The sequence below is a fragment of the Streptomyces sp. NPDC001903 genome (assembly GCF_042891345.1).
In the GTDB taxonomy this organism is placed as follows: domain Bacteria; phylum Actinomycetota; class Actinomycetes; order Streptomycetales; family Streptomycetaceae; genus Streptomyces.
This window is the reverse complement of sequence record NZ_JBIASZ010000001.1, coordinates 656,553-679,726: the sequence shown is the minus strand read 5'-3', so window position 1 is coordinate 679,726 and position 23,174 is coordinate 656,553. Positions and strand designations below refer to the sequence as shown.

Sequence of the window (23,174 nt, the reverse complement as noted above, 5' to 3'; positions counted from 1 at the left end):
CTTGACCTGGTTCTGGGCTAGTTCTTGGTGATCATCGAGCGGAGGAAGAACAGGAGGTTGGCCGGCTTCTCGGCGAGGCGCCGCATGAAGTAGCCGTACCAGTCCGTCCCGTACGCGGTGTAGACGCGCATGCGGTGGCCCTCGGCGGCGAGCCGCAGGTGCTCCTCGCTGCGGATGCCGTACAGCATCTGGAACTCGTACTCGTCCAGCTTGCGCCCGGCCTTGCGGGCGAGCTCCTGCGCGATGGCGATCAGGCGCGGGTCGTGCGACCCGATCATCGGGTAGCCCTCGCCCTCCATCAGCGTCTTCAGGATGCGGACGTACGCCTTGTCGATCTCGGCCTTGTCCTGGTACGCGACCTCGGCGGGCTCCTTGTAGGCGCCCTTCACGATGCGGACGCGGCTGCCGGCGGCGGCCAGGCGGCGGGCGTCGGCCTCGGTGCGGAAGAGGTACGCCTGGATCACGCAGCCGGTCTGCGGGAAGTCCCGGCGCAGCTCCTCGTGGATGGCGAACATCGAGTCGAGGGTGGTGTGGTCCTCGGCGTCCAGCGTGACGGTGGTGCCGATGGCGGCGGCGGCCTCGACGACCGGGCGGACGTTGGCGAGCGCGAGCTCGTGGCCGCCCTCCAGCGCCTGGCCGAACATCGACAGCTTGACCGACATCTCGGCCTTCTCGCCGAGGCCCAGGCCGGCCAGGTGCTCGATGAGCTCGAGGTAGGCGTCACGCGCGGCGTGGGACTGCTCCACCGTGGTGATGTCCTCGCCCACCACGTCGAGCGTGAGCTCCAGGCCCTTCTCCGTGAGGTCCACGACGATCGGGATGACCTGGTCGACCGTCTCGCCGGGGATGAACCGGTTCACCACGGGCTTGGTCACCGGGGCGGCAGAGACGATTCGGCGCATCTTGTCGCTGCGCGAAGCGGCGAGGATCGCGGGACCCAGCACGGGGCACCTCCAACAGGTGGCAGAAGCAGGCATACGGTCCGCGCGGGGGGTGGGCGGGGCCGTAAAGAAAACGCAAGTAAAACCACCGTGAAACCTAAGGATCGCTTTGATCCTCTGCCATCGACAGCTGTCACGCATCCGTGTCCCCGATCTCATACATCTGTCTGAAGACCGGCTTTCCGGGTGGGAGAATGTCCGGGTGAAGGGCGATTACCAGGACCTGGTGGATGAGATCTCGGCGCTCCTCGGCGCCCCGGCGACCCTGGAGAACCGGGATTTCCGCCTCATCGCCTTCGGCGCGCACGACAGCGACGACGATCTCGCGATGGACCCCGTCCGCACCCGCTCGATCCTGACCCGGCAGTCGACGGCGGCCGTGCGGGCCTGGTTCGAGGGGTTCGGGATCGCGCGGGCGACCGGGCCGGTCCGGATCCCGGCGGCGCCCGACGCGGGGGTCTTCCGGGGGCGGATCTGCCTGCCGGTGCGCTACCGCGGGATCGTGCAGGGGTACGTGTGGCTCCTCGACCAGGAGCCCGGCCCCGGGCCGGACGCCTTGGCGGCCGCCATGGAGGTGGCCGAGCGCATCGGGATCCTGCTCGCCGAGGAGGCGAAGGCGGGGGCCGACCTGTCCCGGGAGTTCCGGGAGGTGCTCACGGCCGGACGGGGCTGGCAGCAGGACATGGCGGTGGCCGCGCTCCGGGTGGCGCTGGGCCCGGGGGCGGAGGGGCTGCACGCGGTGGTGTGCGTGGAGCCGTGGTCCGGCGAGGCCCCGGCGTCGGTGCCGGGCACGGCCGCCGTGTGCACGGTCAGCCGGCCCGGGCGCGGGGCGGGGAGCGGGTCGGCGGCCGATTCCGCTCCGGCCGGGGACCTCGGAGCCCGGCCGGAGCGGAAGGCCGGCCAGGCACTCGCCGTACTGGTCAGGCTCCGCTCGGCGGAGGTGCTCGCCCCCGCCGAGGGCGTCGCGGCCCGGCTGCTGGCGGGCGGCGCGGCGACCGCCGGGATCGCGGAGCCCCGCAGGGGGCTGGCGGCGCTGGCCGACGCCTGGTCCCAGGCTTCGGCGGCGGCTCAGGCGGCCGCGGCGCAGCCCCGGTTCGGTCCGGTGGCCCACTGGTCGGCGATCGGCCCGTACCGGATGCTGGCGGCCCTGGCGGCCGCCGATCCGGCGGGCGACCCCGCGGGCGACCCCGCGACCCGGGTCCTGCTGGGGCCCGCGCACCGGGAACTCGCCCGTACCGCCGAGCTGTTCCTGGACTGCGCGGGCCAGGCGGGGCGGGCGGCGGCGGCCCTGGGCATCCACCGCCAGACCCTGTACTACCGGCTCGCCCGGGTGGAGCAGCTGACCGGCCTGGACCTGGACGAGGGCGAGGACCGGCTGTTGCTCCACATGGCCCTCAAGGCGGCCCGCCTGTACGGCTGAACGAGGTGACGGCTCAGGCGGGGGCGCCGGCATCGGCGTCTGCGTCCTTGCCGTTCACCATCATCTGCGCGGCGCGGCGCATGCCCTCGGTCAACTCCTCGGCGGTGACGGCGTTCTCGGGGTTGTACAGCCACTGCACCATCATCCCGGCGACCAGCACCTGGTACAGCCCGCCCAGGGTCCGGACGTCCCGCTCTGCGAGCTGCTCCTCGGGGATGCCCGTGAACATCTCGGTCAGCCCCTTGCGCCCCTCGCCCTCCGAGGCCACGACCATCTCCCGCAGCTCCGGCAGCCGGTCTCGGTTCATCGCGATCTCCATGCTGGCCGCCCACATGGGGGCCGCCTGATCGCGCTGTCCGATCATGCCGTCCCAGACCGAGTGGAAGCGCTCCAGCGAGCCTCCCTCACCCGTGACGTCCGGTTTGAAGGAGTCGCCCCACTCCTCGGCCATCGAGATGAACGCCTGTGAGAGCAGGGCGTCCTTCGAGCCGTAGTGGTAGCCGATCGACGCCAGGTTCGCGCCGGAGGCGTTGACGATGTCGCGCGCGGTCGTCCGCGCGAAACCCTTCTCGGCCAGGCACTTCTTGGCGCCTTCGAGCAGATCTTCGCGGTGTCCCATGCCCTCACCGTACCAAGACAACCGTCCTAGACGGCAGTTCCATACGGCCGTACTAGACAAGCGTTTAGGACGCTTGTACATTGCTGCTCATGACGAACTCCGCCGCACCTCTCGCCGGCCGCCGGGAATGGATCGCCTTCACCGTCCTCCTGCTGCCCCTGCTCCTGGTCTCGATGGACGTCTCCGTCCTCTACTTCGCCATCCCGGCGATCACCCGAGAGCTCGACCCGAGCGCCACCCAGCAGCTGTGGATCTTCGACAGCTACGCCTTCGCCCTCGCCGGACTGCTGATCACCATGGGCTCGCTCGGCGACCGGATCGGCCGCCGCAAGCTGCTCCTGACGGGCGCGGCCGCCTTCGGGCTCGCCTCGGTCTGCGCCGCCTACGCCACCAGCGCCGAGATGCTGATCGCGGCCCGCGTACTGCTCGGGATCGGCGGCGCGACCCTGATGCCCTCCACGCTGGCCCTCGTACGCAACCTCTTCCAGGACGCCGGGCAGCGCGGGCGGGCCATCGCCATCTGGTCCGGGGCCATGACCGGCGGCATCGCCCTCGGCTCGGTGATGAGCGGCGTGATGCTGAACCACTTCTGGTGGGGCTCGGTCTTCCTGATCAACGTGCCCGCGATGCTGCTCCTGCTGGCCCTCGTCCCCGTGCTGGTCCCGGAGTTCAAGGACCCGGCGCCCGGCCGCTTCGACCTGCTGAGCGTGCCGCTGTCGACCGCCGCCGTACTCCCGGTGGTGTACGGCCTCAAGGAGCTCGCCGCCGAGGGCCCGGAGCCGCTCCACCTCGTCTCCGTCGCCGTCGGCCTGGCCTTCGGGTTCGTCTTCGTCCGCCGCCAGCGCACCCGGGACGACGCCATGGTCGGCCGGGTCCTGTTCCGGGGCCGCGGATTCGGGGCCGGGATCGCGCTCAACGCCATCGCCGCCTTCGCCATGATGGGCTCGGCCTACTTCACCACCCAGTACCTGCAGTCGGTGCTCGGCATGGGCACGCTGGAGGCCGCCCTGTGGAGCCTCGCCCCCTCGCTCCTCATCGGCGCCGCGGCCCCGGTCAGCGCGGCCTTGGCGCAGAAGACCGACCGGGCCCACGTCATCGCCGCCGGCTTCGTCCTCGCCGCGGCCGGGTTCGCCCTGATCGGGCTGGTCGGCAGCGACTCGCTGTGGCTGCTGCTGACCGGCGCCGGAGTGCTGGCCTGCGGCCTCGTCACCGTGATGTCCCTGGTCGCCGACATGGCGCTGGGCGCGGCCCCCGCGGAGAAGGCCGGCTCGGCCGCGTCCCTGCTGGAGACCGGCCAGGAGTTCGGCGGCGCGCTCGGCATGGCGGTCCTGGGCAGCCTCGGCACCGCCGTCTACCGCTCCGACCTGACGGGCGCCGAGCCCGGCGTCCGGGAGACCCTGGGCGGCGCCGTCGCCGCCGCCCGGCAGCTCGGCGGCCCGGCCGGGGAACAGCTGCTGGCCCTGGCCCGCGAGGCCTTCGTCCACGGCATGCAGTACGCGGCCTGGGGCGGTACGGCCCTGCTGCTGGCGGCGGCCCTGCTCGCCGCGGCCCTGCTGCGGGGGCTCGGCTCCCCGGCGCGGCGGCCGGCCGCGGAGCCCGCCGCCGGACAGGGCCCCGCCCTCGCGGCCTGATCCCCGTACGGCACGGGTGAGCGGCGGCGGAACACGAAGAAGGGCCCGGGGAGTCCTCGAGTTCTCGTGGTCGTCGCAACACCCCGGCTCAGGGGATGCGATGGACTTCGAGGTTCGGGCGGATCGACGGCCACAGGGACGCAAGAAGTCGAGCCGCGAACGGGAGACACACCTTCTGCTCGTGGATCAGGGAAGGAAACGGGGCCGTGGCGGTACGCCGAGGCCCCAGAGCCGGCGGCCGCCCAGGAGCCCGAGGACGACGCCCCTTCGCGCTACCTGCCGTCCACCATCAGCCGGGAGACCCGCCGCAACCGCACGGTCCTGCCCAGCAGCCAGTGGTACTACCGACCGCATGCGGCCCACCGGCGAGCAATTCGGCGACGGCCTCGACCGAAGGTCGGCAAGATCGGCCAGAACCCGGGGCTCCGTGACTTCGTCCGGCATCACCTGACCCTGCGCTGGAGTCCCGAGCAGATCTGCCGCGCTCTGCGCGGACGCTTCCCCGCCCGCTCTCCACGTCCAAGGCCGCGGCGAGCCGAAGCGGGAACCGACCCGCGCCCTGAGCTTGGGAATCACCGGGCCGACACGGAGGGGGTTGACGCTGACCAGCGCAAACGGCCTCTGGTGATGAATCGCGAGGCGTCGCGCTCGATTGCTCTTGACTGCTGGGACCCGCTCTTTCCGGCACGGATGTGGCACGGGCTTCCATCCGCTCTGACGGGTCGCGTCACCGACCCCGCACCCGACAACACCATCACCCGAATGGCCTAACACGACGTGCCACCCACATGGGTGAAGATCAAGCTGGCTAGTGCCCCAACCGAGGCAATCTGTGAAAGGCGAACCACATGCGCATTCGACGAATCCTCGCCGCGGTCTTCGCCACGGCAGCCCTCGCCGGACTCGGCCTCACAGGCGCTGCCACCGCCACCGCCGCCACCGCCACGGCCGGCAGCGTCACCCCGGCCAGCGTCACCCCGGGTGAGTGCACCGACAACGGCGGAACGATCGATCGGACGACACCCGTGCTCCCGACCTGCAGGGGCGGTATGTACGACGGGCAGTCGGTCGACTAAACCCCACTGGGCCCGTTGCGAAAGTGGATCGTCGCCCCGCAGCCACGCGTTGCGGGGCGGCTCCCTCGCGAGCGGGTCGCCAATCGGGCAGTCTCCAGGGCAGCAGCCTGTCCGGCCACACCCGGGACCACCTCGACGCAGTCGCTGCCGGACTCAACAGCCGCCCACGCAAGACGCTCGGCTGGGAAACCCCAGCCGAGCGCCTGTCCGAACTGCTCGCCACCACACGTCGGTGATCACGTGTGGCTACGACCCCTGGAACTCGCCGTTCCCCGGGCCCTTCCCTGTGTCGTGCGGGTCAGGCGAGGCTGACCGTGCGCGCCGAGACGGCGCCGATCTCGGCGGAGATCTCCGCGAGGACGTTCACCGGCACCTCCGCGTCGACCGTGAGGACGCCGAGCGCCTCGCCGCCCTCCTCGGCGCGGGCGACCTGCATGCCCGCGATGTTGAGGCCGGCTTCGCCGAGGATGCGGCCGACGGTGCCGACCACGCCCGGGCGGTCGGTGTAGCGCAGGACGAGCATCTGGTCGGCGAGCGCCAGGTCCACGTCGTACTCGCCGATGCCGACGATCTTCTGCAGGTGCTTCGGGCCCGCGAGGGTGCCGGAGACCGACACCTCCTGACCGTCCGACAGGGTGCCGCGCACGGTCACCACGTTGCGGTGGTCCGGGGACTCCGAGCTGGTGGTCAGGCGTACCTCGACACCGCGCTCCTGCGCGAACAGCGGGGCGTTGACGTAGGAGACCGTCTCGTCGACGACGTCCTCGAAGACACCCTTGAGGGCGGAGAGTTCCAGCACCTTGACGTCGTGCTGGGTGATCTCGCCGCAGACCTCGACGTCGAGGCGGACCGCGACCTCGCCCGCGAGGGCGGTGAAGATGCGGCCGAGCTTCTCGGCGAGCGGCAGACCGGGGCGCACGTCCTCGGCGATGACGCCGCCCTGGACGTTGACCGCGTCCGGCACGAGCTCGCCGGCGAGCGCGAGGCGCACCGACTTGGCGACCGCGATGCCGGCCTTCTCCTGGGCCTCGTCCGTGGACGCGCCGAGGTGCGGGGTGCAGACGACCTGGTCGAGCTCGAAGAGCGGGGAGTCCGTGCAGGGCTCCTTCGCGTACACGTCGAGGCCGGCGCCGGCGACGCGGCCCTCCTTGATGGCCGAGTACAGCGCGGCCTCGTCCACGATCCCGCCGCGCGCGGCGTTGACGATGCGGACGGACGGCTTGACCTTGTGCAGGGCCTCGTCCCCGATGAGACCGAGGGTCTCGGGGGTCTTGGGCAGGTGCACGGTGATGAAGTCGGCGACTTCGAGGAGCTCGTCCAGCGTCAGCATCTTGACGCCCATCTGGGCGGCGCGCGCGGGCTGTACGTAGGGGTCGTACGCGACGATCTTCATGCCGAAGGCCGACATGCGCTGGGCGACCAGGACGCCGATGCGGCCGAGGCCGACGACACCGAGGGTCTTCTCGCTGAGCTCGACGCCCGTGTACTTGTTCCGCTTCCACTCGCCGTTCTTCAGGGCGGTGTTGGCCTGCGGGATGTTGCGGGCCGAGGCGACGAGCAGGCCGCAGGCGAGCTCGGCGGCGGTGACGATGTTGGAGGTCGGGGCGTTCACGACCATCACGCCGGCCTTGGTGGCGGCGGAGACGTCGACGTTGTCGAGGCCGACACCGGCGCGCGCGACGACCTTCAGCTTCTTGGCGGCGGCGATGGCCTCCGCGTCGACCTTGGTCGCGGAGCGCACCAGGATGGCGTCGACGTCCACGATCGCGGGGAGCAGCTCCGCGCGGTCGGCTCCGTTGACGTGCCGGATCTCGAAGTCCGGACCGAGCGCGTCGACGGTGGCGGGCGACAGCTCTTCGGCGATGAGTACGACAGGTTTCGAGCTCACGTGGGTCATCCTCACAAGTCCAGTGCGGACGGCCGTCCCGACGGCCGCAGGCGGTGGAGGGGGTAGCCGCGTGGAAGACGCACGACACTGTGGGCCTGACGCGTTGTGTTGAGCAGTGTAGTGGCGGATTCCGCATGGAATTCCGCCTGTCCGGAAGGATCACCCTTCCGGGGTTGGCCAGGGTGGACAAGCCCCGTGTACTGAGCGGTCCGATCCGGCCCGTCGTGCGCCGCGGGGCCGGGACTCCTCATCCCGGCCCCGCCGCGTACGGATCAGCTCTCGTCGCTGTCGACCCAGCTCATGAGCTTGCGCAGCTTCTTGCCGGTGGTCTCCAGCAGGTGCGCCTCGTCGGCCTTCTTGTACTCGTTGTACTTCGGCAGACCGGCCTTGTACTCGGCCATCCAGGTGTTGGCGAACTCGCCGCTCTGGATCTCGGCCAGGACCTGCTTCATCTCGGCCTTGGTGGCGTCGGTGATGATGCGGGGGCCGGTGATGTAGTCGCCCCACTCGGCGGTCTCGGAGACCGACCAGCGCATCTTCTCCAGGCCGCCCTCGTACATGAGGTCGACGATGAGCTTCAGCTCGTGCAGGCACTCGAAGTACGCGATCTCCGGCTGGTAGCCGGCCTCGGTCAGGGTCTCGAAACCGGCCTTGACCAGGGCGGAGGCGCCACCGCAGAGGACGGCCTGCTCACCGAACAGGTCGGTCTCGGTCTCCTCGGTGAAGGTGGTCTTGATGACGCCGGCGCGGGTGCCGCCGATGCCGGCCGCGTACGAGAGCGCGAGGGCGAAGGCGTTGCCGGAGAAGTCCTGCTCGACGGCGGCGATGCAGGGCACGCCACGGCCTTCCTCGTACTGGCGGCGCACCAGGTGGCCCGGGCCCTTCGGGGCGACGAGGGCGACGTCCACGTTGGCCGGGGGCTTGATGAACCCGTAGCGGACGTTGAAGCCGTGGCCGAAGAAGAGCGCGTCGCCCTCCTCGAGGTGCTGCTTGATGGACTCCTCGTAGATCTCGGCCTGGAGCGGGTCCGGGGTCAGGATCATGATGACGTTGGCCCAGGCGGCGGCCTCGGCCACGGGGACGACCTTCAGGCCCTGCTCCTCGGCCTTGGCCTTGGACTTCGAGCCCTCCTTCAGGCCGACGACGACGTCGACGCCGGAGTCACGGAGCGACAGCGCGTGGGCGTGGCCCTGGCTGCCGTAACCGATGACCGCGACCTTGCGGCCCTGGATGATGGACAGGTCGGCGTCGTTCTCGTAGAACAGCTCGGCCACTGGGATATCTCCTTGGTGCGCTGGTGTTGCTCCCACCGTACGGCGGGGAACGTGAAGGAAGTTTCTTGGTCTCGCCATGCGAGAGCCAACGCGGTGCCGGGGGTGTTGCTCAGGCGCTGCGGTCGAGCGCGCGCAGGCTGCGGTCCGTGATGGACCGGCCGCCGCGCCCTATGGCGATCGTGCCGGACTGCACGAGCTCCTTGATGCCGAAGGGCTCCAGCATCTTGAGCATCGCGCCGAGCTTGTCGGCGCCGCCCGTCGCCTCGATGGTGACGGCCTCCGGGGAGACGTCGACCGTCTTGGCACGGAACAGCTGGACGATCTCGACGATCTGGGAGCGGGTCTCGTTGTCGGCACGGACCTTCACCAGAACGAGTTCGCGCTCGATGGCGTTGTGCGGCTCCAGCTCGACGATCTTGAGCACGTTGACCAGCTTGTTCAGCTGCTTGGTCACCTGCTCCAGCGGGAGGTCCTCGACGTTCACGACGATCGTGATGCGCGAGATGTCGGGGTGCTCGGTGACGCCGACCGCGAGGGAGTCGATGTTGAACCCGCGGCGGGAGAACAGCGCGGCGATCCGGGCGAGGATGCCGGGCGTGTTCTCGACCAGGACGGAGAGCGTGTGCTTGGACATGTGAGTCGTTCTCTCTCTCAGGCTCTCTCGGCTCAGTCGTCTTCGTTGTCGCCGAAGTCGGGGCGGACGCCCCGGGCTGCCATGACCTCGTCGTTGGAGGTGCCGGCGGCGACCATCGGCCACACCATGGCGTCCTCGTGGACGATGAAGTCGATCACGACGGTACGGTCGTTGATCGCGTTGGCCTCGGCGATGACCTTGTCCAGGTCGGCCGGGTCCTCGCAGCGCAGCGCCACGCAGCCCATGGCCTCGGACAGCTTGACGAAGTCCGGGACGCGGGTGCCCTTGCGGGGGGCGGTGGACTCGCCGAGCTGGGAGCCGACGGTGTCGTGGCCCGTCTCGTCCGCGTGCAGGACGGTGTTGGAGTACCGCTGGTTGTAGAACAGGGTCTGCCACTGGCGGACCATGCCCAGCGCACCGTTGTTGATGATCGCGACCTTGATCGGGATGTTGTTCAGCGCGCAGGTGACCAGTTCCTGATTGGTCATCTGGAAGCAGCCGTCGCCGTCGATCGCCCAGACCGTGCGGTCCGGCATGCCGACCTTGGCGCCCATCGCGGCGGGGACCGCGTAGCCCATGGTTCCGGCGCCGCCGGAGTTCAGCCAGGTGCGGGGCTCCTCGTAGTTGACGAAGTGCGAGGCCCACATCTGGTGCTGGCCGACGCCGGCCGCGTAGATGGTGTGCTCGGGGGCGAGCTCGCCGATGCGCTGGATGACCTGCTGCGGGGAGAGCATGCCGTCCGCGGGGGTCTCGTAGCCCAGCGGGTACGTCTCGCGCCAGCGGCTGAGGTCCTTCCACCAGGCGGAGTAGTCCCCGGCGTTGCCCTCGGTGTGCTCGGCCTGGACCGCCTGGATCAGGTCGGCGATGACCTCGCGGGCGTCGCCGACGATCGGGACGTCGACCTCGCGGTTCTTGCCGATCTCGGCCGGGTCGATGTCCGCGTGGATGACCTTGGCGAACGGGGCGAAGCTGTCCAGCTTGCCGGTGACGCGGTCGTCGAAGCGGGTGCCGAGCGCGATCAGCAGGTCAGACTTCTGCAGGGCGGTGACGGCGGTGACCGCACCGTGCATGCCCGGCATGCCCACGTGCAGCGGGTGGCTGTCGGGGAAGGAGCCCAGAGCCATCAGCGTGGTGGTGACCGGGACCCCGGTCAGCTCGGCCAGGACCTTCAGTTCGGCGGTCGCGCCGGACTTCATGACGCCGCCGCCGACGTACAGGATCGGGCGCTTGGCCTGGCAGATGAGCTTGGCGGCCTCGCGGATCTGCTTGGCGTGCGGCTTGGTGACCGGCCGGTAGCCCGGGAGGTCCTGCGACGGCGGCCACGCGAACGTGGTCTTCGACTGCAGGGCGTCCTTGGCGATGTCGACCAGGACCGGGCCGGGGCGGCCGGTGGAGGCGATGTGGAACGCCTCGGCGATCGTCTTCGGGATGTCCTCGGCCCGGGTCACCAGGAAGTTGTGCTTGGTGATCGGCATCGTGATGCCGACGATGTCCGCCTCCTGGAAGGCGTCCGTGCCGATCGCCTTGGAGGAGACCTGGCCGGTGATCGCGACGAGCGGCACCGAGTCCATGTGCGCGTCGGCGATGGGGGTGACCAGGTTGGTGGCGCCGGGGCCGGAGGTGGCCATGCAGACGCCCACCTTGCCGGTGGCCTGCGCGTAGCCGGTCGCGGCGTGCCCGGCGCCCTGCTCGTGGCGGACCAGGATGTGGCGGACCTTGGTGCTGTCCATCATCGGGTCGTACGCCGGGAGGATGGCCCCGCCCGGGATGCCGAAGACGGTGTCGCACCCCACCTCTTCGAGAGAGCGGATGAGGGACTGCGCACCCGTGACGTGCTCAACTGCGGCGGGCTGGTGTCCGCCGGAACGGGGCCGCGGCTGCGGATGCTGGGCCCCGGTGGCCTGCTCGGTCATCGACATTCTCTTCTCGAAGCTGAGGGTTTTACGAGGATTCGAAGGTGTGCCAGTGCAACAAAAAACCCCTCGTGCCGGGAGGCAAGCGAGGGGAGCGCGTCGGGTGTGTGGAGCGGGGACATGTGGGTCCCAGCTTCAGCCGACGCGCTTTCCAAGTACGAGAATTCGGGTGCGCATGGCACTGACCCTCCCTCCGGCGGGAGGGGGATGTCAAGCGGGTGGGACGGGCGTCTCATTATGTGAGCCTCTACGGATGGCCATCGAGCCCCCGGACGAACCACCGGCCAAGGCTGGCTGGGCCGCTCCGCCCGGTACTGGGAACGTACCGCGCACCAGCGCGCGGCGCAGCCTGTACTCGTCGAGTGGGCCGGAAAATGCCACTCCCTGGCCGTGTGTGCACCCCATCGCGCGCAGTGCCATGACCTGCTCGGGGAGGTCCACCCCGTCGGCCACCGACTGCATGCCCAAATCATTTGCGATGCGCAACAAACCAGCGGTGATCTTGTGCAGGCGGGCGGATTCGACCACGCCCTCGACCAGGCCCCGGTCCACCTTCAGGATGTCCACGGGGAGTCTGCGCAGGGCGCTGATGGCCGCGTAGCCGCTGCCGAAGCCGTCGAGGGAGATCAGGACCCCGAGGCGGCGCAGGGCCGCCAGGCGCCGCTCCAGCTCGTCGAAGGGGACCCTGGGGTCGGACACGGTCAGTTCGATCACCAGGCCCCCGGACGGCAGCCCGTGCCGGGTCAGCAGGGCCTCCACGGAGCCGAGCGGCACGGCCCGGTCCAGCAGCCGCTGGGCGCTCATGCGGACGGCCACCGGTACGTCGTGCCCGATCCGGTGCCGCTCGGCGGCCTGGGCCACGGCCTCCTCGAGCAGCCAGTGGCCCAGCTCGGCGGCCCGGGTGGGCGCCCCCGCGGGGAGCCCCGAGCGGCCCTCGGACCCCGCCGCCGCGCCCTCGCTGTACTCGGCCACCCGGAGGAATTCCGCCGGGGTGAACAGGATCCCCTGGGCGGAGCGCCAGCGGGCCTGCGCCGCCACGGCCGTGACCTCGCCGCCGGCCAGCGAGACCACCGGCTGGTGCAGCAGGGTGAACTCCCCCTCGTGGAGCGCGGTGCGCAGCCGCCCCGCGAGCTCCGCCTTCCGGACGACCTCGGCCTGCATCTGGGGCGCGTACAGCTCGACCCGGTCCTTGCCGCCCGCCTTGGCGCGGTACATCGCGAGGTCCGCGTTGCGCATGAGGTCCGAAGGGGTGATTCCGGGGTCGGCGAAGGCCACGCCGATGCTGGCGGCCACCCGGACCTCGCTGCCGGCGATCCGGTACGGCTGGGACAGGGTGGTGCGCAGCCGGTCCGCGATCTCGTGCACCTGGTACTCGCGGGCGCTGCGGTCGCGGTTCCCGTCGCCGAGGATCAGCGCGGCGAACTCGTCGCCGCCGAGCCGGGCCGCGGTGTCCCCGGCGCGCACCGAGTCCTGGAGCCGGCGTGCGGCCTCGATCAGCAGCTCGTCGCCGGCCTGGTGGCCGATCGTGTCGTTGACCGCCTTGAACCCGTCGAGGTCGATGAAGAGCACGGCGGTGCTGTGGTCCCCCGCGCGCCGGCCGGTCAGGGCCTGGCGGACCCGGCGGGTGAACAGGGCCCGGTTGGGCAGGTCGGTCAGCGAATCGTGCTCGGCGCTGTGCTGGAGCTGCGCCTGGAGGCGGACCCGCTCGGTCACGTCGCGGCTGTTGAGGATGAGGCCGCCCTGGTGGCGGTTGACCGTGGACTCCACGTTGAGCCATTCGCCGCTGCCGGACTTGAAGCGGCATTCGATGCGGGTGGTCGGCTCCTCGGCGGGCGGTGCGGCGAGGAAGCGGCGCACCTCGTGGACCACCCGGCCCAGGTCGTGCGGGTGGATCAGGGTGGCGAGCTCGGTGCCGACGAGCTCCTCGGCCTCCCGCCCGTAGACCCCGGCGGCGGCCGGGCTGACGTACCGCAGGGTCCCGGTGGGGGCGGCGATCATGATGACGTCGCTGGAGCCCTGGACCAGGGAGCGGAAGTGGTTCTCCTTCTGGGCCAGTTCCTGCGTCAGCGCGATGTTGTCGATGAGCATGATGCCCTGCCGGATGACGAGGGCGAGGACGACCGTGCAGCCGGTGAAGACGACCACGCGGTCGACCTTCCGGCCGTCCACCACGTTGTACAGGATGCCCAGGGTGCAGACGGCGGCCGCGAGGTACGGCGTGAGGGCGGGCAGCGAGCCGGTGATGGGGCGGCTGACCGGCCGGTCGGCGCGCGCGGGCCCCGGCGGGCCCGGGGCCGGGTGGGCGCGCCGGGCCCCCCAGGGCGCGTACGCGAGCAGCAGCGAGCCGGCGAACCAGCCGGCGTCGAGCAGCTGGCCGGACTGGTATTCGGCGCTCAGCAGCGGCGAGGTGAACAGGGCGTCGCTGAGCACGGTCAGGGCCAGGGCGGCGATGGCGGTGTTGACGGCCGAGCGGTTGGCCTCGGAGCGCCGGAAGTGCAGGACCAGCACCATGGAGACGAGCGCGATGTCCAGCAGCGGGTAGGCGAGCGAGAGCGCGGCGCGCGGGACGCTGCCGGGGGCCCCGGACTGGGCGGTCCGCGCCGCGTGCGCGAGGGCCAGGCTCCAGGACAGGGTGAGCAGGGAGCCGCCGATGAGCCAGGAGTCGAGCCCGAGGCAGACCCAGCCGGCGCGGGTGACCGGGCGTTTGGCGAGGACGAGCAGGCCCACGATGGCGGGCGGCGCGAAGCAGAGGAAGGCGAAGTCGGCGAGCGAGGGCTTCGGCACGGCTTGGCCGAGGACCACCTCGTACCACCCCCAGACGCCGTTGCCGCAGGCTCCCATGAGGGAGGAGAACGCGAAGAGCAGCCAGGCCGGGCGCTCGCGGCTGTCGATCGTCCGCGCGTACGTGTAGCAGGAGACCGCGGCGAGTAACGCGGCGGCGCTGAGGCCGAAATCGCCCATGATCTCGGCGAGTTCATCGGAGCCCCAGCCGAGGGCGGCACCGACGGCGTACCCGCCGCTGATCACGGCGAGGAGCAGCTGCATCGCCAGGCTTCTGCCGCCGCCCGAGGCGGGCTGCCGGGTCAGCAGCGCCGCCCCCGGGGCACTCACCGGTCCCCCTCGCCGGCTGGTTCCGGCGCAGCCCAGTCCCCGCAGCGTCGCCTCCGGCGGCTGTGCCGCATCGGATCCTTCGTCCATTGGCCGTGCATCGCCCGTCGCCCCCCAAAGTGTCCGATCACTCCCCAGCGCCAGACGAATGCGCTGCAGCCCCTTGTTCCGGACGATACACCACTTTCGTCACTCAGGGACATAGATGGTCTACTCTCCGTTACCACGTGGAGAGTTGGTGCCACTGTGCGCGTCCGGGCGGATGCGGAGCGTGCGCACCGCGCGTCAGCCGGTGATCAGCACCGTGTTCTCCACGGGCTCCCCGGCGGCGAACCGCTGGAGCTGGCGGGCCACCAGGCGCCTGGCCCGCGGTGCGAACGCCGTGCTGCTGCCGCCCACGTGAGGCGTGATCAGGACATTCGGAGCATGCCAGAGCGGATGGCCGGCGGGCAGCGGTTCCGGGTCGGTGACGTCGAGCGCCGCGCGCAGCCGGCCCGACTCCAGCTCCGCCAGCAGCGCTTCGGTGTCGGCGACGGGGCCGCGCGCCACGTTCACCAGCAGGGCGCCGCCCTTCATGCGGGCGAGGAAAGCGGCGTCGGCCAGGCCCCGCGTCGTCTCGGTGAGCGGGGTGGAGAGGATCACCACGTCGGCCTCGGGCAGCAGCCGGGGCAGTTCCGCCTGGGCGTGCACGAGCCCGCGCGTGGTGGTGCGCGCCGAGCGTGCGACCCGTGCGACCCGCGCGCACTCGAAGGGGGCGAGCCGGTCCTCGATGGCCGCGCCGATCGACCCGTACCCGACGATCAGCACGGACTTGTCGGCGAGGGCGTCGTAGAAGCCGGAGTGCCACTCCTCGCGGTCCTGCCCGCGGACCATTCCGGGGATCCCGCGCAGGGAGGCGAGCGTGAGGGTGAGGGCCAGCTCGGCGGTGCTGGCCTCGTGGACGCCCCGCGCGTTGCACAGCCGTACGCCGGGGCGCAGCAGGCCGAGGCCGTCCAGGACGTGGTCGATGCCCGCGGTCAGCGTCTGTACGACGTGGAGCTCCGGCATGCCGGCCAGCGGGCGCAGGGTGACCTCGGAGGACTTCATGTACGGGGTGACGTAGAAGACGCAGGCGGCCGGATCGGCCGGGAAGGTGTCCTCACCGTCCCACCGGCGGTAGGTGAAGGCGTCGGGGAGGCCCTCGATCTCCTCGGCGGGGAAGGGCAGCCAGACGTCCGCTGTCTTTGCATCCATGACCAGGAGGCTATGCCAAGGCCAAAGGATCCTGATCAAGCCGTTAGTTTGTTTGCCGGACCGGGAGGGGGACCAACGGGTGGAGCGCAGGTCGATCGGGGCGGGGGCGCTGACGGTGGGCGCCATCGGGCTCGGGTGCATGCCGATGAGCTGGGCGTACGCGCCCTCGCGGCGCCGCGGGGCGGAGTCGCTGGCCACGGTGCACACAGCGCTGGACCTCGGGGCGAACCTGCTGGACACCGCCGACATGTACGGGCCGTTCACCAACGAGCTGCTGCTGGGGCGGGTGCTGCGGGAGCGGCGGTCGGAGGCGTTCGTGTCCGCCAAGGTGGGGCTGCGGGCGGGCGAGCAGCACGTGGTGGCGGACGGGCGGCCCGGATACGTGCGGCGGGCCTGCGACGCCTCGCTGCGGCGGCTGCGGACGGACGTCATCGACCTCTACCAGCTGCACCGGGTGGATCCGGAGGTCCCGGTGGAGGAGACCTGGGGGGCGATGGCCGAGCTGGTGGGTGCCGGGAAGGTGCGGGCGCTCGGGTTCTGCGCGCTGGGGGCGGGCGCCGGGCCGGGGGCGGGGCGACGCGGGGACCGGGCGTACGAGGTGACCTTGGGGCACCTGGAGCGGGTCCAGCAGGTGTTCCCGGTGAGCGCGGTGCAGGCGGAGCTGTCGGTGTGGTCGCCGGAGGCGGCGCGGCGGCTGCTGCCGTGGTGCGCGGCGCGCGGGGTGGGGTTCCTGGCGGCGATGCCGCTGGGCAGCGGGTTCCTGACCGGGACGCTGCGGCCGGGCGAGGGCTTCGAGTGGGAGGACGTGCGGGCCCGCCATCCGCGGTTCACGGCGGAGTCGATGGCGGCGAACCAGGTGCTGGTGGCGGGGCTGCGGCGGGTGGCGCGGCGGCTCGGGCCGCAGGTGACGGCGGCGCAGGTGGCGCTGGCGTGGGTGCTGGCGCAGGGGCCGCAGGTGGTGCCGGTGCCGGGGGCCGACCGGGCGCACTGGGCGGCGGAGAACGCGGGGGCGGCCCGGCTGCCGCTGACGGCCGGGGACCTGGCCGAGATCGCGGCGCTGCCGGCGGCGGTGGGAGCCTGGGACTGAGCGTCCGGGCGGGCCGGCGGGCCGGGACAACCACTCGATCGGGTGTACGAGGGCCGGAACTTCGCGAAGTGCCGGAGCTGTTGAGACGGGTGAGGGGCACGATCGGCGACCGGAGGGGAGCAGGACGATGGGACACGGACGGACGCGCACACGGACGCACACGAGGTACGAGGACCCGCGCACCCGGACCCGCGGAGTGCTGGCGGCCTTCGCCCTGGCGGGATGCGGGGCGCTGCTCGCGGCGGGCTGCGCACCGGCGGGCTCCCCCGCCGCCAAGCCGGGCACGTCACCACCGGGAGCGGCGCCCGCCGCATCGGGGTCCGGGCCGGCGGGCTCCCCGTCCGGCTCCTCGGAGGCCGCCCCGCCGCCGGCCAAGGGCTCGGTGACGGTGTCCGGCGAGGTCGCCAAGGGCCTGGAGTCCCCCTGGGGCGTGGCCCCGCTGCCCGGCGGGGACCTGCTGGTCGCCTCGCGGGACAAGGGGACGATCAGCAGGGTCGCGGCGGCCACCGGCGCGGTGACGCAGATCGGCAAGGTGCCCGGGGTGGCCCCGGGCGGCGAGGGCGGGCTGCTGGGGCTCGCGCTGTCGCCCTCGTACGCCTCGGACCGGATGGTGTACGCGTACTTCACGACGGAGTCGGACAACCGCATCGCCCGGATGCGCTATGACGAGCAGCGGGATCCCGGACAGCAACTCGGCGCTCCGGACACGGTGTTCCGGGGCATTCCCAAGGGCCTGATCCACAACGGCGGCCGGATCGCCTTCGGCCCGGACAAGATGCTCTACGCCGGGACGGGCGAGACCGGCGACACCGGGCTCGCGCAGGACAAGAAGTCGCTGGGCGGCAAGATCCTGCGGATGACCCCGGACGGGCAGCCGGTCCACGGGAATCCCGAGGCCGACTCGGTCGTCTACTCCTACGGGCACCGCAATGTGCAGGGTCTGGCGTGGGACAAGGACAGACGGTTGTGGGCGGCCGAGTTCGGCCAGAACACCTGGGACGAGCTGAACCTGATCGAGCCCGGCGCGAACTACGGCTGGCCGGAGGCCGAGGGGAAGGCGGGCAAGCCGGGCCTGCGCGATCCGGTGGCCGTCTGGAAGACCGACGAGGCCTCGCCGAGCGGGATCGCCTGGGCGCAGGGCTCGGTGTGGATGGCGGGGCTGAAGGGCGAGCGGCTGTGGCGGATCCCGCTGGCGGGGGCGAATCCGGTCGCCGAGCCGGAGGCCTTCCTGACGGGGAAGTACGGCCGGCTGCGCACGGTGATCGCGCTCGGCGGGGACAGATTGCTGCTGGTCACGAGCGAGACGGACGGGCGCGGGTCGCCGGAGGCGGGCGACGACAGGATCCTGACACTGACGGTGCGGTAACCGACGGGCCCCGCCGGGGGGCGAAAGGCACGGTGGACGCGGTGTTCAACATGATCGAGGAGCTCTTCAACCCGGGACGGGGGCACACGGACGAGGAGAAGAAGCGGCTGGAGCTGTCCCGGACCGACGTGAGCGACGGCGATCCGGGACGGGGTCCGATAGACCTGGACTCCGGCACGGTCCTCATACGCCCGGCGCAGGACTCACGCCCGGCGGAGGACTCCCCGCGGGAGTGAGGGGCCCGAACAGGCGCAGCCGGTGGGCGAGGGCGGCCGCCTCGCCGCGGCCGGCGACGCCGAGCTTGGCCAGGATGTTCGAGACGTGCACGCTGGCCGTCTTCGGGGAGATGAACAGCTCCTCGGCGATCCGGCGGTTGCTGTTGCCCGCCGCGACCAGGCGCAGGACGTCCCGTTCGCGGCTGGTCAGGCCCAGGGCCTCGACGGGGTCGGGGGCCGGTGCGGGCAGGGCCCGGGGGGCGTCGGCCCCGCTGAGCGGGAGCCGCGCGCGCTGGGCGAGCAGGGCCAGGTCCTCGCGGAGCGTGCGGGAGCCGAGCCGGTCCGCGGTGGCGTAGGCCTCGCGGAGCAGCACGCCGGCGGGCTCTCGGTCGCCGCCGGCGGCCAGCAGGGCCTCGGCGAGCCGGTGGCGGGCGCGGGCCAGCAGGTACGGACGCTCCAGCGGGCGGATGGTCCGCTCGACGCCGGCCCAGTCGGCGGCGGTGTCCCGGTCCTCGGCCCGCAGCAGCTCCGCGCGGAAGAACTCGGCGTGGGCGGCCCACACGGGCACGGGGGTGGCCAGGGCGCGGGCGGCGTCGCGGAGCACGTCCAGGGCTGCTTCGCGGCCGGCGTCGGCGACGGGCAGTCCCCGGGCGTCCGCCTCGGCGGAGGCTGCGGCGAGCAGCAGCGGCCAGGCGTAGCGGTGGTGCCCCAGCGGGAAGCCGTAGGCGATCGCGTCGGCGATCTCCGCGCGGACGTCGGCGATGCGGCCCTCCCCCGCGGCGATGCCGACGGCGAGGCGGTACAGCGGTATGCGGTGCTGGGGCTGGCTGTCGTGGGTGCCGAAGTGGGCGTGGGCGGCGGCGAGACGGCCGGTCGCCTCGGACAGTTCGCCGCGCGCCAGGGCCAGGTAGGACAACCGCGCGGAGGCGGAGCCGCGCGGGGCGGCGCTCTGGCCGACGCTCAGACCGCGCTGGGCGGCTGCGGCGGCCTCGTCCCAGCGGCCGAGGCTGTACAGGCTCTCCGCCATGTTCCCGCTGAGCCAGGCCTCGGTGTCCAACAGCCGTGACTTCTTGACGAGTTCGACCCCTTGTTCGGCCAGTTCCACGGCTTCGCGGGACCGGCCCATGCTTTCCAGCTGAGAGGTGAGGTTGATATGTGCGCGTCCTGCCAGCATGACGAGCCCCAGTTCGGCGGCCCGCTCCCGGACCGTGAGCATCTCGGCGAGGCCGCGCTCGGCGTCGCCGGAGTCGGTGAGCAGGCTGCCGACCGTGATCCGGGCGTTGAGCTCGATCTCCTCGGCCCCGAGCATGCGGGCGTAGGCCACGGCGCGTTCCGCGGCTTCCAGGTTGCCGGGGCCGGGGTTGTGGAGCATGCCCCAGCCCGCGGCCCGGACCAGGACCTCGGCGTGCACCTGGGACGGGGGCAGCCCCTTGACGAGCTCCTGGGCCCTGGCGAGTTCCTCCCAGCCGTCGCCGCGGGCCAGGCTGGAGACGAGCCGGGAGCGCTCGGTCCAGAACCAGGCGGCGCGCAGCGGGTCCCGGTCCTCCTCCAGCAGCCGCAGCGCCGTCTTGGTGAGCTTGAGGGCGCGTTCGCGTTCGCCGCCGAAGCGGGCGGCGACGGTCGCCTCGGCCAGCAGGTCGAGCCGCTTCAGCGGGGTGGTGGCCGGATCGCAGCCGCACGGGGGGTACACCTCGGTGTAGTCCACCGGGCGCAGGGCCTCGCGGACCTCCTCCGGCGCGCTCTCCCACAGGTCCAGCGCCCGCTCCAGCAGGTTCAGCTGCTCGGAGTAGGCGTGGCGGCGGCGGGCGGCGACCGAGGCGGCGAGGACGGCGGGCAGCGCCTTGGCCGCGTCGTTGGCGCAGTACCAGTAGCTGGCCAGCCGGATGACCCGCTCCTCGGCGCGGATCAGCCAGTCGTCGGCTTCCATCGCCTCGGCGTAGCGGCGGTTGACGCGGGCCCGCTCGCCGGGCAGCAGGTCGTCGCTGACGGCTTCACGGACGAGCGAGTGGCGGAAGCGGTAGCCGTCCCCGTCGGGGGTGGCGAGGAGGATGTTGGCGCCGACGGCGGCCCGCAGGGCCTCGATCAGCTCGTCCTCGGTCAGCCCGGCGACGGCGCGCAGGAGCGGGTACTCCACGGTGGAGCCGCCCTCGGCGACGATGCGCACCACGCGCTGGGCGGCCTCGGGCAGCACCTCGACGCGCACCAGCAGCAGGTCGCGCAGGGACTCGGTGAGTCCCGCGTGGCAGCCGCTCCTCTGGCAGGCGGCGAGTTCCTCGACGAAGAAGGCGTTGCCGTCGGAGCGGTCGAAGACGGAGTCCACGAAGGCCTCGTCGGGCTGCGAGGCGAGGATGCCGGCGAGCTGGCGGCGCACCTCGGCCCGGTTGAAGCGGGGCAGCTCGATGCGCTGGACGGTGCGGAGCCGGTCGAGTTCGGCGAGCAGGGGGCGCAGCGGGTGGCGGCGGTGGACGTCGTCGGCCCGGTAGGTGGCGACGATGACGAGCCGGCCGCTCGCGAGGGTGCGGAAGAGGTAGGAGAGCAGGTGGCGGGTGGAGGTGTCCGCCCAGTGCAGGTCCTCCAGGACCAGGACGACGGTGCGGTCGGCGGCGAGCCGCTCCAGCATCCGGGCCGTCAGTTCGAAGAGCCGGGCGGTGCTCTCCTCGTCGTGCGGCCCGCGGGGGGTGTCGCCGAGTTCGGGGAGGATCCGGGCGAGTTCGTCCTCCTGGCCCGCGGCGGCCGCCGCCAGCTCCCCGGGGAGCCGGCGGTGCAGGGTCCGCAGGGCCGTCGAGAACGGGGCGAAGGGAAGGCCCTCCGCCCCGATCTCCACACAGCCCCCGACGGCCACCACCGCGCCGCTGCGGGCCGCCTCGCACAGGAACTCCTCGGTGAGGCGGGTCTTACCGACCCCGGCCTCGCCCCCGACGAGCATCGCCTGCGGCTCCTGGGCCGCGGCGCGGGCCAATGCATCGGTGAGTACGGCCAGTTCGTCGGCTCGGCCGACGAACACCGGGCTGACAGATCTGGTCTCCACGTCGCCGAGCATCGCACAGGAGTCCTGGCCTGCGGCACTGGTCGGGGGTGCGCTTCTCATCACGCGTCAGTCCACGCGGTCCGCGGCGCGGGTCACGCGGCGCGCGTGAAGCGGCTCCGCTCTCCCCTCACCTGCCGTTCGGGTTCCTGGCTGCGCGAGGAGGCGCGGCGCGCCTTCTTGGCCTCCTGGACCAGGCGGTACCGGGCGGCCTCGCGGATGAGGTCGGCGCGGCGGGCGGTGGCGATCTCGTACTCGAACATCTCGTACTCCTCGGTTCGCTTTTCTCGGCACCTCGTTCGGTGTGATCCAAGATTCGCGCCCCAGGGGGTGCCGGCACATCGGGAGCATGCCGCATCTGTACGGGACGGGGGTCCTTAGGCCGCGGCCGAAGGACCCCGGGTCGGACCGGGAGTGCCTAGGAGGGGGTCCTAGGCGCGTGGTGGGAGGCCCTAGGCGGCCTTCGGGAGGGGAGCCAGGATGTCGAAGTACATGAGGCCGAAGAGCAGTACGCCCAAGGCGCCGAGGGCGACGGCGGCCCAGGAGACGGCGCGGACCCAGGTGGGGAGGGTGCGGCCGGGGGCGCCGAAGGCGGGACGGGCCAGCACGAAGACGGCCAGCAGCAGGGCGAGGGTGGACAGGACGCCGTTGACCAGGGCGGTCATGTGCCAGGCGTCGCCGTACAGGGCCTCGATCTTCGCCTCGGTGGTGGCGGCGTTGACGGACTCGATCTGGCCCACCAGGGTCTGGCGCTCGGCTATGACGCGCGAGACCCAGCTTCCGCTGAGGGCGACGAGGCCCAGCCCGGCCGCGACGACGGCGGACGCCGCGGCGCCGACGCCCTCGGACCGCTGCTCCGTCTCCTCGAGCTCGTCGTGGAGCTCGTCCTCGAGGTCCTCGTCGGAGAGTTCGGCCTCGGGGGCGTCCCCGGCCTCGGCGCTCTCCGCGGCGGGGGCGTCCTTGAGGTCGGCCTTGGCCTCGGTGGCCTGGGCGGCCTCGGTGGCCTGGGGCTCGGCGGTGTCCGCCTCGGGAGCGGTCGGGTCGGCGGTCTTCGTGGTGTCCATGCGGGGCACCGTAGGCGGCTTGTCTGAGAGGTTTCTGAGAAGGCTCCGACGCCGCCGGACCGGGCCGCCCGCGGGCCCCGGACCGGGGCCGCGGCGGGTGGTGTCAGGCGGTGGGGGCCGGCGGCCACTCGTGGGCGAGGACCGCCCAGATCTCGGTGTCCTGCCGCACGCCGCGGTGCGGGTGGCTCTCGCGCAGGACGCCCTCGCGGGTCATGCCGAGGCGCTCCGCGGCGGCGAGGCTCCTCGCGTTGGCGGCGGAGGCCCGCCATTCGACGCGGTGCATGCCGCGCTCCCGGAAGGCCCAGTCGATCAGGATGCGGCAGGCCTTGGTCACCAGGCCCCGGCCGGCGGCTTGGGGCTCCAGCCAGCAGCCGACCTCACAGGTGCCCGAATCGGCGTCGAAGGTCCGGAAGAGGACCCCGCCGACGAGGGTGGCGCCGACCCGGATGCCGTACAGCCGCCCGCCGTCGGCGGCCGTCTTCTGCGCGTACGAGGAGAGGAACGCGCGCGCCGAGTCGAGGTCGGTGACCTTGTCGGCCAAGGCGATGTGCTCGCCGATGAACGCGCGGCCACGGTCCATGTGCGCCAGGAACTCCTCGGCGTGCCAGACCTCCAGCGGAATCAGCCGGGCGTCGTCGGCGAGGTCGATCGAGAACATGCGGGCGGCCCTTCCTCGGGTC

Annotated in this window: 18 protein-coding genes; 6 read left to right on the top strand and 12 right to left on the bottom strand. The window is 72.1% G+C overall.

The annotated features are described in order from the left end of the window. Window positions 1-17: 17 nt before the first annotated feature. Window positions 18-944, bottom strand: a complete 927-nt coding sequence (locus ACFYZS_RS03120; RefSeq protein WP_389006142.1) for a proline dehydrogenase family protein — start codon at window positions 942-944, stop codon at window positions 18-20. A 199-nt stretch (window positions 945-1,143) separates the two neighbouring features. Here ACFYZS_RS03120 and ACFYZS_RS03115 point away from each other — a divergent pair, with 199 nt between their 5' ends. Further along, window positions 1,144-2,361 carry a helix-turn-helix domain-containing protein gene (locus ACFYZS_RS03115; RefSeq protein WP_389006140.1) on the top strand — a complete coding sequence of 406 codons (1,218 nt, stop codon included), beginning with the start codon at window positions 1,144-1,146 and terminating at the stop codon, window positions 2,359-2,361. A gap of 13 nt (window positions 2,362-2,374) precedes the next feature. On the opposite strand, the gene ACFYZS_RS03110 is transcribed toward ACFYZS_RS03115, so the two are convergent. Next, complete coding sequence (locus ACFYZS_RS03110; RefSeq protein WP_389006138.1) at window positions 2,375-2,980, bottom strand: TetR/AcrR family transcriptional regulator; 606 nt, start codon at window positions 2,978-2,980, stop codon at window positions 2,375-2,377. Window positions 2,981-3,069: 89 nt separating this feature from the next. Here ACFYZS_RS03110 and ACFYZS_RS03105 point away from each other — a divergent pair, with 89 nt between their 5' ends. Both ACFYZS_RS03105 and ACFYZS_RS03100 read left to right on the top strand, forming a co-directional pair. After that, the gene (locus ACFYZS_RS03105) at window positions 3,070-4,611 is read left to right on the top strand and encodes an MFS transporter (protein ID WP_389006136.1); all 1,542 of its coding nucleotides are present in this window, start codon (window positions 3,070-3,072) and stop codon (window positions 4,609-4,611) included. Window positions 4,612-5,459: 848 nt separating this feature from the next. Further along, window positions 5,460-5,687, top strand: coding sequence for a hypothetical protein (locus ACFYZS_RS03100; RefSeq protein ID WP_389006134.1), 228 nt, complete (start codon window positions 5,460-5,462; stop codon window positions 5,685-5,687). Window positions 5,688-5,985: 298 nt separating this feature from the next. Here the strand turns inward: ACFYZS_RS03100 and serA are convergent, their stop codons facing one another. The 6 genes from serA to ACFYZS_RS03070 all read right to left on the bottom strand — a co-directional run bounded on the left by serA (window position 5,986) and on the right by ACFYZS_RS03070 (window position 15,737). After that, the gene (serA, locus tag ACFYZS_RS03095) at window positions 5,986-7,575 is read right to left on the bottom strand and encodes a phosphoglycerate dehydrogenase (RefSeq protein ID WP_229336333.1); all 1,590 of its coding nucleotides are present in this window, start codon (window positions 7,573-7,575) and stop codon (window positions 5,986-5,988) included. 272 nt (window positions 7,576-7,847) lie between these two features. After that, entirely contained in the window at window positions 7,848-8,849 is a 1,002-nt protein-coding gene (gene ilvC, locus ACFYZS_RS03090) for a ketol-acid reductoisomerase (protein WP_389006132.1), read from the bottom strand. Between the two features lie 109 nt (window positions 8,850-8,958). Continuing rightward, window positions 8,959-9,483, bottom strand: a complete 525-nt coding sequence (ilvN, locus tag ACFYZS_RS03085) for an acetolactate synthase small subunit (protein ID WP_030857425.1) — start codon at window positions 9,481-9,483, stop codon at window positions 8,959-8,961. Window positions 9,484-9,515: 32 nt separating this feature from the next. Next, entirely contained in the window at window positions 9,516-11,402 is a 1,887-nt protein-coding gene (locus ACFYZS_RS03080; RefSeq protein ID WP_389006130.1) for an acetolactate synthase large subunit, read from the bottom strand. Window positions 11,403-11,606: 204 nt separating this feature from the next. Then, window positions 11,607-14,507 (bottom strand): putative bifunctional diguanylate cyclase/phosphodiesterase, encoded by a 2,901-nt coding sequence (locus ACFYZS_RS03075; RefSeq protein WP_389006128.1) that lies wholly within the window; start codon window positions 14,505-14,507, stop codon window positions 11,607-11,609. 282 nt (window positions 14,508-14,789) lie between these two features. After that, a complete protein-coding gene (locus tag ACFYZS_RS03070; protein ID WP_389006126.1) occupies window positions 14,790-15,737 on the bottom strand; it encodes a 2-hydroxyacid dehydrogenase in 948 nt (315 codons plus the stop codon). A 79-nt stretch (window positions 15,738-15,816) separates the two neighbouring features. Between ACFYZS_RS03070 and ACFYZS_RS03065 the strand changes: the two genes are divergently transcribed. The 3 genes from ACFYZS_RS03065 (at window position 15,817) to ACFYZS_RS03055 (ending at window position 18,426) form a co-directional block, all read left to right on the top strand. After that, window positions 15,817-16,824, top strand: coding sequence for an aldo/keto reductase (locus tag ACFYZS_RS03065; protein WP_389006124.1), 1,008 nt, complete (start codon window positions 15,817-15,819; stop codon window positions 16,822-16,824). Between the two features lie 127 nt (window positions 16,825-16,951). Continuing rightward, window positions 16,952-18,190 carry a PQQ-dependent sugar dehydrogenase gene (locus tag ACFYZS_RS03060; RefSeq protein WP_389006123.1) on the top strand — a complete coding sequence of 413 codons (1,239 nt, stop codon included), beginning with the start codon at window positions 16,952-16,954 and terminating at the stop codon, window positions 18,188-18,190. 41 nt (window positions 18,191-18,231) lie between these two features. Further along, the gene (locus ACFYZS_RS03055) at window positions 18,232-18,426 is read left to right on the top strand and encodes a DUF6191 domain-containing protein (RefSeq protein WP_389006121.1); all 195 of its coding nucleotides are present in this window, start codon (window positions 18,232-18,234) and stop codon (window positions 18,424-18,426) included. Here the strand turns inward: ACFYZS_RS03055 and ACFYZS_RS03050 are convergent. From ACFYZS_RS03050 to ACFYZS_RS03035, 4 genes are all read right to left on the bottom strand, one after another. Then, window positions 18,374-21,445: an AAA family ATPase gene (locus ACFYZS_RS03050; protein WP_389006313.1), complete on the bottom strand. Its 3,072-nt coding sequence runs from the start codon at window positions 21,443-21,445 to the stop codon at window positions 18,374-18,376. The two genes, ACFYZS_RS03055 and ACFYZS_RS03050, sit on opposite strands and share 53 nt — an antisense overlap. Before the next feature lie 80 nt (window positions 21,446-21,525). After that, on the bottom strand, window positions 21,526-21,693 hold the full coding sequence (locus ACFYZS_RS03045) for a hypothetical protein (RefSeq protein WP_389006119.1): 168 nt from the start codon (window positions 21,691-21,693) through the stop codon (window positions 21,526-21,528). A 189-nt stretch (window positions 21,694-21,882) separates the two neighbouring features. Then, on the bottom strand, window positions 21,883-22,494 hold the full coding sequence (locus ACFYZS_RS03040) for a hypothetical protein (protein ID WP_389006117.1): 612 nt from the start codon (window positions 22,492-22,494) through the stop codon (window positions 21,883-21,885). Between the two features lie 103 nt (window positions 22,495-22,597). Beyond that, complete coding sequence (locus tag ACFYZS_RS03035) at window positions 22,598-23,152, bottom strand: GNAT family N-acetyltransferase (protein ID WP_389006115.1); 555 nt, start codon at window positions 23,150-23,152, stop codon at window positions 22,598-22,600. Window positions 23,153-23,174: the final 22 nt, after the last annotated feature.